Source organism: Rhodobacter calidifons, assembly GCF_011174775.1.
GTDB lineage: Bacteria > Pseudomonadota > Alphaproteobacteria > Rhodobacterales > Rhodobacteraceae > Tabrizicola > Tabrizicola calidifons.
On the sequence record NZ_JAANHS010000009.1, the window covers coordinates 124,409 to 133,720 of the forward strand.

A 9,312-nucleotide genomic window follows, 5' to 3' on the forward strand; every position below is an offset into this window, starting at 1 on the left:
CCCCGGACGGAGTGCTGCCATGACCTTCCTGCCCCCCTTTCCCGCCGCCGCCGATCCCGCAACCGGCACCCCGGTGCAGGGCTCGATCGCGCTGGTCGGCGCAGGGCCGGGGGCAGCCGACCTGCTCACGCTGCGCGCGCTGCGCCACCTGCGGGCGGCAGATGCCATCTTCTACGACCGCCTGGTGGATCCGGCGGTGCTGGAGCTTTCCCGGCCCGAGGCGCAACGGGTTTTCGTGGGCAAGGAGGTCGGCGCCTGTGCCTGGCCGCAGGAACGGATCGACGCCATGATCGTGGCCGCCGCCCGGCGGGGCCTGCGCGTGGTGCGGCTGAAATCGGGTGATCCCTCGATCTTCGGGCGGGCGGCCGAGGAACTGGCCGCCGCCCGCGCCGCAGGCATTCCGGTCGAGATCGTGCCCGGCGTCACCGCCGCCAGTGCTGCCGCTGCGGCGCTCGGTCGTCCGCTGACCGAACGGGGCGAGACCGGCGCGCTGGTCATCGCCACCGCCACCTGCCGCCCGGGCGAGCCCGCGCCCGACCTCGCCGCGCATTTGCGTCCCGGCACGACGCTGGCCGTCTACATGGGCGCGCAGGCGGCCCGGACACTGGCCCGGGCGATCATCGCCGCCGGCCGGCCGGACGGGATCGAGGTCGAGATCGTCACCGCCGCCAGCACCCGTGCCGAGACGGCCCTCCGCACCACCTTGCGCGCGATGGCCGAAGGCCGGATCGGCCCCGTTGCGGCGCCGGCCCTGATCCTGATGCGCTACACCAAGGGCATGGCCGGCTGCAAGGATGGACCGCCCGACGCCGCACGCCGCGAAACAACGGCCGAGGGTCCGGCGTCGTCGCCCGTCCGCTCGGCCTTCACCTCGGCGAAAGTCCGGCCGTCGCCGTCGAGGATTGCGTCGCGGACCGTCTCGGCCTGCCAGCGTTCCACGGCGGCATCGACGTAAGCCGGGCCGATCTCCATCGCGAAGACGCGGCGGCCCTCCACCGGACGCCCGCCTTGATCCGCCTCACCCTCGCCCGCGATGATCTGAGAGCCCGAGCCCGAGAACGGCACGCAGCAGTGCCCGCCCCGCGCGACGTGCTGGCGCATCGGGCTGCCGAAGGCGTGGCGCGGCTTCGGCGTCGGCTGGTCGGGCCGGTCGTCCTTGGCGAAGGACGGCATCTCCCATGTCGAGGGCAGCGTCTGCTCGGCAACTTTCGGCGGCCGGTTCCGGCGGCACCAGCCCATGAAGCAGGGCTCGTGCTTCCACAGGTAGTGCGAGCGGGTCAGCACTCCCCGGTCCTTCACCCAGATGATCTGCTGATGGACGAAGGCGCCCGCCTTCTCCCAGCAGGCCTCCAGCATCGCCTGGCGGCGCGAGGCGTGCCAGCAGTACCAGGCGGCGTTCTCTGCGATGGCCTCGGCCACGGCCGCAGCGATGAAGCCGTCGTAAAGCTCGGCCCCCTGCGAACTGTCATCCCAGGTTGTGCCGTAGGACGCCGACCAATCTTTGTTGCGGGTCGGGTGGTTCAAACCGTCATAGTCAACGAGGTAAGGCGGGTCGGTTGCAAACAGGATCGCCCGTTCGCCATTCATCAGGCGGCGCACGTCGGCCGCGCTGGTGCTGTCACCGCAGAGCAGGCGATGGTCGCCAAGGATCCACAGATCGCCGGTGCGCGATGCCGGGTTGCGCGGCGGTTCGGGGATGGTCACCGGCGGCACCGAGCCACCGGCGCCACCTTCTTGCCCGTCCCCCTCCGGCACGAAGGCCAGCCGCTTGTCCAGTTCCCCATCGGAAAACCCGACCAGTGACAGGTCGAAATCCTCGGCCAAGAGGTCGTTCAGTTCCGCCGACAGCAGCGCCTCGTCCCAGGTGCCGAGTTCTGTCAGCTTGTTGTCCGCGATCCGGTACGCACGGCGCTGCGCCTCGCTCAGATGCCCGAGCACGATCACCGGCGCTTCGGTTAGCCCCAGCTGCGTCGCCGCCAGCACCCGGCCATGCCCCATGATCAACTCGCCGTCCTCGCCGACGAGGCAGGGCACCGTCCAGCCGAACTCGGCCATGTTGGCGGCGATCTTCGCGACCTGGTCCGCGCCATGCGCCTTCGCGTTTTTCGCGTAGGGCTGGAGGCGGTCACCAAGGACGTCCGCGACATCGCCTGGAAAGCGCAGATCAGGCTCTGCGCCCGCTACCGCCGCCTCGTAGCCCGAGGCAAGCAGCCGACCCTCGTCGTCACTGCCATCGCGCGGGAAATGGCGGCCTTCATCTGGGCCATCGCCCGGACCGTCACCCCGAAGCCCCCGGCCGCACCGGCGGCCATCCGCTGAGAAAAGGAGACAGCACCACTCGACATCCCCGGCGCGCGTCACTGGGGGCAGAGCCAATCCGGGAATCCACGAGGTTCCTTTGTGGCCGCTGGTCCGTCCCGGATCACCGATGCCCGCAGGAAGACAGTCGGCAAGCCCAAGACGGAACAACGGTCCTGCGGTATCCAACCCGCGCATCAGAGTGTGATCTACCGTCGCCTTGAAGGTTCTGCCCCCAGCAATGCGCGCCGCACACGAGCACCGACCCGGCGGCGAAATCGTCGCCGGATCAGATCATCACGCAAAAATCTTGACAAACGAACATGAGAGGAACCGGAAAACAATGGCTTGGCGGCCTGGACCCCGGCTGGACCCTGTGCTGGCCCCCCGGAGGCCGGCGGCGGTTCAGATCAAACTCACGACCCTTGGTGCACCCAAGGGCATCGCGGTTTATCTGGCTCGCGGCTTTGCTTGGGACGGCGTTGCCATGGCTCGTCCTTGCGCGGGGGTGTTCCTGCGATTGGTGACGGCGCGTGACGACGCGGATGAAGGGTCTGCCCGTGGCGGTGCTGCATGACTTCAACCGCGACAACACGACAATGCGGGTGCGCCTGGCCGGGCTTGTGAATGTCGTTGATGCCGGTGGGCCTGAGCTGACCCGGGCCGAGACGGTCACGATCCTGAACGACCTGTGCTTGTTTGCCCCCTCGCGTATGATCGACCCACGCCTGACCTGGACGCCGATCGACGAAACACGTGCGCGGGTGAGCTTTGCGCTTGGTCCGAACACCGTCTCGGCAGAGCTGATCTTCAACGCAGCCGGAGAACTTGTCGATTTCGTCTCGGATGGGTGCGCAGACAGTGATGCAGTTGCGCGCAGGTGTTTCCTTTGGACCCGAGGACGCGCCACCCTTCATCGGGTTTACCCTGATTTCCGCCGGCGCCCTCTACTCGTTCTGGAGGGTGGCATGTACCGGCACCGGCCAGACAGCATGACCAGGGCGCACAAGCCTTTGGCCATGCTCGCCGCTCGGGCCGGCTTGCCCGCCATCAGGATCGGAGCAAAAAGATGTTGCCTGAAAAGGAAAGCCTGCACCGCACCGCCGGTCGCTGGCGTACAAGGGTCAAACGCGCCATGACCTTGGTCGTACTGGTCCTTGCAGCGGTCCTTCTGGCCGGGATGGGCTATCTTTTCGCCATTAGTCCCGGCCGACCGGCCCCGCTGCATGATGCCGACGGAAACGTCATTCCGGGCAGCCTTTTCGAACGCGTGACGGTCGCGATCGGCGGCATTCCGCAAAGCATGATCATCCAGAGCGCCGACCCGTCGAACCCGGTGCTTCTCTTCCTGCACGGCGGCCCCGGCATGCCCGAGTTCTTCATGGAACAGGACTAACCGACGGGCCTTGAACGGCATTTCACCATGGTCTGGTGGGAACAGCGCGGCGCGGGCATGTCGTTCTCGTCCGACATCCCGCCCGAGACGATGACCATGCCGCGGATGATCGAGGACACGGTCGAGGTCGCGGACTACCTGCGCCAGCGTTTCGGACAGGACCGCATCCTTCTCCTCGGTCATTCCTGGGGCAGCTATCGCGGCATCCAGGTCGCGGCCAAAGCGCCGGACCGCTTCATCGCCTATGTCGGCATGGCGCAGATCAGCCATCAACTTCGTTCCGAAGTCATGGCCCATGACTTCCTCCTCGGCGTCCACAAAGCGCGTGGCGACGCGGGCATGGTTCGCAAGCTTGAAGCCGCACCGGTCAGCATGGAGCAGGGTCTTTCGCCCGCCTGGATGAGGCTGCGCGACGCCGCCATGCACCGGGCTGGCGTGGGCCACACCCGAGACATCGATTCGGTCATCACGGGCATCTTCCTGCCGGTCTGGCGTGAGCGCGCCCACACCCTTAGGGACAAGATCAATGTCTGGCGTGGCAAGCTCTGGTCGCGACCATTCTTTTGGGAGGACATGCTGCGGGACGACCTCGGCACACGGCTGACGACGTTCGAACTGCCCGTGTATTTCTTTGTCGGCCGATACGACCAGACGGCGAATGCGGAACTGTCGCGCGCCTATTTCGATGGGATCGACGCGCCCGTGAAGGGTTTCTACCTGTTCGGGAACTCCGCCCTCAGCCCGCTTTGGGAAGAACCGGAGCGGGCGACCGCCGTGCTGCTGACCGATGTCCTCAACGGCACGACCGGCCTCGCCGACGCGAGCGACTGAACCAGGACGACCCACCATGGCCGGGCGACAGCGCATCCATGATCTCGCGCAGGTATGGCGCGCGGGCTGTGCGATAGCGCCCCGGCTCGGCCGCGCCGCGCGATGACAGCCAGCAATGCTGATCCGCCCATTCCGACACCGTCAGGTTCGGATCGGGGCGTAGCCCCTGCCGCCAGACCCGGAGCAGGTCCTCGGCCCCGTCTAAGCCGAGGTCGAGACCCTCGGTCAGGTCGTTTTCGTCTTCCTCATCATGCAAGCGAGACCCGGAGGTCGGCGAGGGCGTCGAGCTGTTCGCGGACATGGGCTTCCAGCACCCTCTGCATGATCGCGGTCTCGATCGTCACCGATGCCCCGGATTGCCGTTCCACCTCCGCCATGATCTGCGCCGCCATCAGCGCGGCCACCCGTCCGGGCCAGGTCACCCAGACATCGCGTTCCTGCCGCGCCAGGCGGAACACCAGCGTTTCCGCCCGCGCGCGGTCGACCAGCGTGCCCTTCTTCTGGACCGCGATCTGCTTGTCCTGCGCAGCATAGACCGTCAGCAGCGTGCGCGCCTTGATGTAGGACGAGGTCTCGCCTGCACCGCTGGCGAGGCTTTCGCCGCCCAGCGACCGGCGCTGCTGGTCGGGATCCGTCATCTCCGCCCGCCGCACATCCGAGGCCGCGGCGTTGATCGACCCGTCGTCGTGAACCACCAGCCGCCCGTTCTTGCGCGCCTTCTGCACCCCGCCGCGGGAGAGCCCCGAACGGGCTGCATACTCGCGTTCGCTCATGCCTTTCATGGCGCAAGAATTCCGATCAAGCTGATGATATCGCTTGGTATTCAGTTGATTGGAGGGCGCAACAGAGCGAGTCTGATCGCGAGGAAACGATGCAACTCAGCGAAGGACGCCCCGCCATGACCACCCGCCGCGCCAGCGACAATTCCAAAGCCCTCGACGCCTTCATCGCCGCCAAGGCCGAGATCGACACCATGCTGGAGCGCCTGAAGGCCCTCAGTGACGACCACTTCGAAACCCACCCCGACGAGATCCATTGGGGGCATGTCGGGACGCTGACGCACTACGCGGGCCTGCTGCGCCAGATCACGGACAGCGCCTTCAAGGAAGGCGAACACGCCGCCTGACGCGCCCACACGGCGCGAAGGCCGCCCCGTCCGAGGACGGGGTTTGCCTCCGTAGAAGGCGCGCACTGCGCGCGCCACAGCGCCCGGAGGCTCCGATGACCATCCCGTCCGACACCCAATCCCTGATCCTTTCCCGCGCCGCGACCCGGCCGGGGAACCTCGCCCTGCCGCTGCCCGAGGGGCTGGTCGGTGCTGCCGCCAAGATGGTGGTCGGCAAGCTGATCGCCCGCGGTTGGCTCGAGGAGGTCGAGGCCACCCTGCGCCGTGGCGAGCCGATGTGGCGCGAGACCGGCGACGGCCACGGCACCACGCTGATCGATACCGAGGCCGGGCTGGAGGCCATCGGGATCGAGCCGGTGGTGGCCAGCGCCGTCGCCAGCGCGCGGAGGGCGAAGCCCAAGGCGGAACCGGAGCCGGTGCAGACGCCCGACGACAGCGACACCGTGAAACCCGTCGCCATCCGCGCTGGCACCAAGCAGGCGCAGATCATCGCCATGCTCCAGCGCCCAGAGGGAGCGACGGTCGCCGAGATTGTCGCGGCGACCGGATGGTTGGCGCACACGGTCAGGGGCTCGATCTCAGGTGCCCTGAAGAAGAAGCTGGGCCTGCCCATCGCAACGGAGAAGGTCGAGGGCAGGGGGACGGTATACAATCTGCCCTGATCAGGATTGCAGCATCAGACCCTTCTGGCACCCGAACCCGGGCCGACAGCGTTGCTGATGTCTCTCAGTTGCGCGGCCAGCCATTTCCCATTTGCCATCGTCTCTCGGACTCGGGCGCGATGGATGTCCGGGGAGGGTGGCTCCTTCCTGTGATGCCGCCTTGTGTTGCAGTACCAGCAGGCGGCGACGATGTTCGCGGCCACGTTGGCACCGCCGTCAGAGCGGGGGTGCAGGTGCTCTGCGGTACAGCGAAGATACTTCCGCAAGGCTGGTGCCTGGCAGATTTCCGGCACGGCAGGATCCATCTCCGGATCCCACATCGGCAGGTCGCAGTAATAGCACCGGCCGCCCTGCGCCCGCATCTTGGTTCGACGAATATTCGACAGCTTTCCCATCCAGGGGGTCTCCATTCAACTTCGTGAAAAGCGAATGCGCGGCGCCTTGGTAGGGCGCTCCCCGGCGGGAAGCTCATGCTCGCGCGAGACCCGATCGTTCGTGGTTCCGCAGTCCGTACAACGATGCCGTCAGGGTTTTTCTGCCGACCTGAGGGGGCTTATGCCCACCTCAAAGCTCGCTTCTGAGCCTTCGTTTGACCGAACGGTAGAGAACTGCGGATTTCCCGTCAACGGAATCTCTCGAACAGCCTGCGCAGCTGACCTGCCCCTGTCCGTCCCTGCCCCCCGTGCCGGGGGAAAATTGCCAATCCAGCGCCACCGCCACGGGGACGGTTCCCGGACGATGACAGCGGCACCGGCAGGCGCGCGCCAGGCGAGCAGCCCGGGGCTTGTCCCGGCTGACCACGGACCATGCTCACGAAAACGTGAGCGGATCACCTATCGAGGTGCGCCCCCTGCCGACAAAGCCAACAAGCCTAGTGAGGACTGCTTTAGTGCCCATTCAGTGCCCCGAACAGGACGTGCCGAATTATCCAATGATTTCAAAGATGATGGCGGAGGGGATGGGCTTGGTATCCAACCTTCTCCACCTGATGAACATCCTAGTCATCTGTTTTCATTACAAATCTGAACGGGCTCCCACCGCGATCCGCGATGCATTCAACAAGGATCGGTGGTTGCATTGGCATGTCTTCCGCTTCGGCTTCAGAACTCTCGAGCAAGGCGATGTCAGTAGCCGGCCCGGCCGTCATGTCGACATAGGCCAAGTCAGACATGCGAAACGCGTAGGTGTCCAGAACGCGGGAGTATTGCGGCAATGAATGCCGCCAAGGAAACTCGATCGTCAGCAGAATGACCGACGTATCGCAGTAGCGGCCCTCGACAATCAGAAACGGTTCCGGATCGTTCGCACCCTCGCCCTCAAACTCGTAGTGCACCTTTAGGCCGGTCGTTTTGTCGGTCAGATGGATGGCAAATGGGTCCTCGCCTTGTGGTCGTAGTTCAACCCGGAGCTCAGCCGTTTCTACCGAAGAGCCATCGAAGATCGTTTGACCAGCGGACCGGCTGGCGAGGCCAATAAGCAAGACAACAGCAAGGAGCCGAAGCGCGCCCTTCATTCCGCGTCCTCGAAGCGCGGGCGAGAGACAGAGAACCGACAGACGTTTGCGAAGACCTCCGACTTGCTCAGCTGGCGAACGTTATCCCAGCGCTGCCGATAGGAGTCCGTGCCGGGATTGATGATTGCGGTAATGCTGTCTGCGGCGGCGCGGTTGATCCCAGCGTCCGCGAGCAAGAAGAGATCATTTGCGAGCCAGAACCAAAGATCCGAACGCGCAGCGTAGGTTGGCGTCCCCAGCAGGTCCGGTTCCGCCTCGAAATCGACCTGCTCGCCAAACATCAGAGCGTGATCTTCGGTGAAGGCTCGATAACCCGCGCGACCGGTGACCTGCTTCAGGCCGCGCCCACGGAACCTCCATCCGTCACCGCTCTCGACATTCCCGTTGCCATTGCGGTCCGCGTACGCGCGGTTTGCGATGGCTTCCTGATCTGCCGGATGGTCGGCAGTTCTCCCGTAGAGCAAGGCTTCGTCCGGGTTGCGCCTGAAATAGCTGAAGATCGATCCCAGGCGGTCCGCCCGATAGTCGAGGCTCTCCACAAGCCGCATGCGTTGTCCGACCTCTTGAAGCACCTGACCGAAGAAATGCGCCAGTCGCTCGGGACTGTTCAACTGCGCCGTCACGATCTGGAGGTCGATTTCCCGTGCCACTTGCGTCAGACTGTCGATGTCGGCGTCCGGGAACACGTCGGACAGGCGATCCCCTGTGAGGATATCGCAGACCGCTCCCTCAGGGATGTTCTGACGATCAAGGATCGGTTCGGCCGTGCATCGGCAGTTCCAGGCCTCGCCTGGATGGCCTCCGGGGGGCGGATCGGACCACGCGAATGCCCGATCATCGAGCTCGGCATGTGCGGTGCGAACACGGGCATCGTCCTGACTGCGCCAAATGTAGGATTCAAGCTGAAGCGCATCTCTTTGAAAATGGCCGTTCAACTTCTCTGCATATCGGGCGAGTATCGCACGGATGACCGGATCGTTTGGGTTGACGGGCACGCCTGTTTCGTTGAGGCGACCCGCAACCGAACTGCGCAGTTGATCCCTGATCGCGGTGAGGTCGACCGACGTGATGTCAATGCTGACACCCTCGGGGAGAAAGCCATTCAGCCGGGCAACGCCTGCGACTAGCGCATCGTCGATGATGCTGTCCAACAGCCTGTCAGGGACCACCGAGAACTTGACTTCCTGCGCGCGAAACGGACCAAGCGGCAAGACGAAGGCGCTGTTGCCGCCTGACCTGATCCAGGCCGCAAACTTGCTTTCATGCCGCATCGGTTCCTCCGGATCGTTCCCCGATAGCGGTATCAGGTTAGGGTTAAGTTCGCATTAACCCGGCGACCGCTCCGTTGCACGGAGCAAAGGTTGGATTTCGGGGGCGTTCGGGTGGCGGAGGGAACGCGACTGCCATCAAACCTTCTTTTGTGGATGCCGCTCGGTTTGCAAGGAATTTGTGATCGTCTGGACTTGTGATCGAGTGCGGTCTTTTG

At 65.2% G+C, this 9,312-nt stretch carries 10 protein-coding genes and 3 pseudogenes; 7 read left to right on the forward strand and 6 right to left on the reverse strand.

The annotated features are described in order from the left end of the window. Positions 1 to 19: 19 nt before the first annotated feature. Positions 20 to 751: pseudogene (cobA, locus tag G8O29_RS12980) on the forward strand (uroporphyrinogen-III C-methyltransferase); the annotation flags it as partial. A gap of 14 nt (positions 752 to 765) precedes the next feature. On the opposite strand, the gene G8O29_RS12985 reads toward cobA, so the two are convergent. Continuing rightward, a complete protein-coding gene (locus G8O29_RS12985) occupies positions 766 to 2,055 on the reverse strand; it encodes a DNA methylase (RefSeq protein WP_496559915.1) in 1,290 nt (429 codons plus the stop codon). A 75-nt stretch (positions 2,056 to 2,130) separates the two neighbouring features. Here G8O29_RS12985 and G8O29_RS12990 point away from each other — a divergent pair. The 4 genes and pseudogenes from G8O29_RS12990 to G8O29_RS13005 all read left to right on the forward strand — a co-directional run. After that, positions 2,131 to 2,319: pseudogene (locus tag G8O29_RS12990) on the forward strand (hypothetical protein); the annotation flags it as partial. 524 nt (positions 2,320 to 2,843) lie between these two features. Further along, positions 2,844 to 3,437, forward strand: coding sequence for a DUF6544 family protein (locus G8O29_RS12995; RefSeq protein ID WP_166403655.1), 594 nt, complete (start codon positions 2,844 to 2,846; stop codon positions 3,435 to 3,437). Beyond that, positions 3,434 to 3,694, forward strand: coding sequence for a hypothetical protein (locus G8O29_RS13000; RefSeq protein ID WP_166403656.1), 261 nt, complete (start codon positions 3,434 to 3,436; stop codon positions 3,692 to 3,694). Before G8O29_RS12995 ends, G8O29_RS13000 begins: the two co-directional genes overlap by 4 nt. Positions 3,695 to 3,721: 27 nt before the next feature. Further along, the gene (locus G8O29_RS13005) at positions 3,722 to 4,525 is read left to right on the forward strand and encodes an alpha/beta hydrolase (RefSeq protein WP_207623810.1); all 804 of its coding nucleotides are present in this window, start codon (positions 3,722 to 3,724) and stop codon (positions 4,523 to 4,525) included. Between the two features lie 16 nt (positions 4,526 to 4,541). Here the strand turns inward: G8O29_RS13005 and G8O29_RS13010 are convergent. Next, positions 4,542 to 4,826, reverse strand: a pseudogene (locus G8O29_RS13010) (phage terminase large subunit family protein); the annotation flags it as partial. Then, positions 4,774 to 5,307, reverse strand: coding sequence for a hypothetical protein (locus G8O29_RS13015; RefSeq protein WP_166403658.1), 534 nt, complete (start codon positions 5,305 to 5,307; stop codon positions 4,774 to 4,776). The gene G8O29_RS13015 and the pseudogene G8O29_RS13010, both read right to left, overlap by 53 nt. A 116-nt stretch (positions 5,308 to 5,423) precedes the next feature. Here G8O29_RS13015 and G8O29_RS13020 point away from each other — a divergent pair, with 116 nt between their 5' ends. Together G8O29_RS13020 and G8O29_RS13025 are read left to right on the forward strand one after the other, a co-directional pair. Further along, positions 5,424 to 5,651, forward strand: a complete 228-nt coding sequence (locus G8O29_RS13020; RefSeq protein ID WP_166403659.1) for a hypothetical protein — start codon at positions 5,424 to 5,426, stop codon at positions 5,649 to 5,651. 95 nt (positions 5,652 to 5,746) lie between these two features. Then, positions 5,747 to 6,313: a DUF3489 domain-containing protein gene (locus tag G8O29_RS13025; protein ID WP_166403660.1), complete on the forward strand. Its 567-nt coding sequence runs from the start codon at positions 5,747 to 5,749 to the stop codon at positions 6,311 to 6,313. A 14-nt stretch (positions 6,314 to 6,327) separates the two neighbouring features. On the opposite strand, the gene G8O29_RS18835 is transcribed toward G8O29_RS13025, so the two are convergent. From G8O29_RS18835 to G8O29_RS13040, 3 genes are all read right to left on the reverse strand, one after another. Continuing rightward, the gene (locus G8O29_RS18835; protein WP_367890176.1) at positions 6,328 to 6,723 is read right to left on the reverse strand and encodes an HNH endonuclease; all 396 of its coding nucleotides are present in this window, start codon (positions 6,721 to 6,723) and stop codon (positions 6,328 to 6,330) included. Positions 6,724 to 7,310: 587 nt separating this feature from the next. After that, positions 7,311 to 7,826 carry a hypothetical protein gene (locus G8O29_RS13035; RefSeq protein WP_166403662.1) on the reverse strand — a complete coding sequence of 172 codons (516 nt, stop codon included), beginning with the start codon at positions 7,824 to 7,826 and terminating at the stop codon, positions 7,311 to 7,313. Further along, positions 7,823 to 9,097, reverse strand: coding sequence for a phage minor head protein (locus G8O29_RS13040; protein WP_166403663.1), 1,275 nt, complete (start codon positions 9,095 to 9,097; stop codon positions 7,823 to 7,825). The genes G8O29_RS13035 and G8O29_RS13040 overlap by 4 nt, the downstream gene beginning before the upstream one ends. Positions 9,098 to 9,312: the final 215 nt, after the last annotated feature.

Bases quoted from the DNA above. Each gene is read 5' to 3' on its own strand.
- G8O29_RS13005 (WP_207623810.1), top strand. From the start codon at position 3,722: ATGGTCTGGTGGGAACAGCGCGGCGCGGGCATGTCGTTCTCGTCCGAC.
- G8O29_RS13015 (WP_166403658.1), bottom strand. From the start codon at position 5,307: ATGAAAGGCATGAGCGAACGCGAGTATGCAGCCCGTTCGGGGCTCTCC.
- G8O29_RS12985 (WP_496559915.1), bottom strand. From the start codon at position 2,055: ATGGCCGAGTTCGGCTGGACGGTGCCCTGCCTCGTCGGCGAGGACGGC.
- G8O29_RS12995 (WP_166403655.1), top strand. From the start codon at position 2,844: ATGAAGGGTCTGCCCGTGGCGGTGCTGCATGACTTCAACCGCGACAAC.
- G8O29_RS13000 (WP_166403656.1), top strand. From the start codon at position 3,434: ATGACCTTGGTCGTACTGGTCCTTGCAGCGGTCCTTCTGGCCGGGATG.
- G8O29_RS13020 (WP_166403659.1), top strand. From the start codon at position 5,424: ATGACCACCCGCCGCGCCAGCGACAATTCCAAAGCCCTCGACGCCTTC.
- G8O29_RS13040 (WP_166403663.1), bottom strand. From the start codon at position 9,097: ATGCGGCATGAAAGCAAGTTTGCGGCCTGGATCAGGTCAGGCGGCAAC.
- G8O29_RS13025 (WP_166403660.1), top strand. From the start codon at position 5,747: ATGACCATCCCGTCCGACACCCAATCCCTGATCCTTTCCCGCGCCGCG.
- G8O29_RS18835 (WP_367890176.1), bottom strand. From the start codon at position 6,723: ATGGAGACCCCCTGGATGGGAAAGCTGTCGAATATTCGTCGAACCAAG.
- G8O29_RS13035 (WP_166403662.1), bottom strand. From the start codon at position 7,826: ATGAAGGGCGCGCTTCGGCTCCTTGCTGTTGTCTTGCTTATTGGCCTC.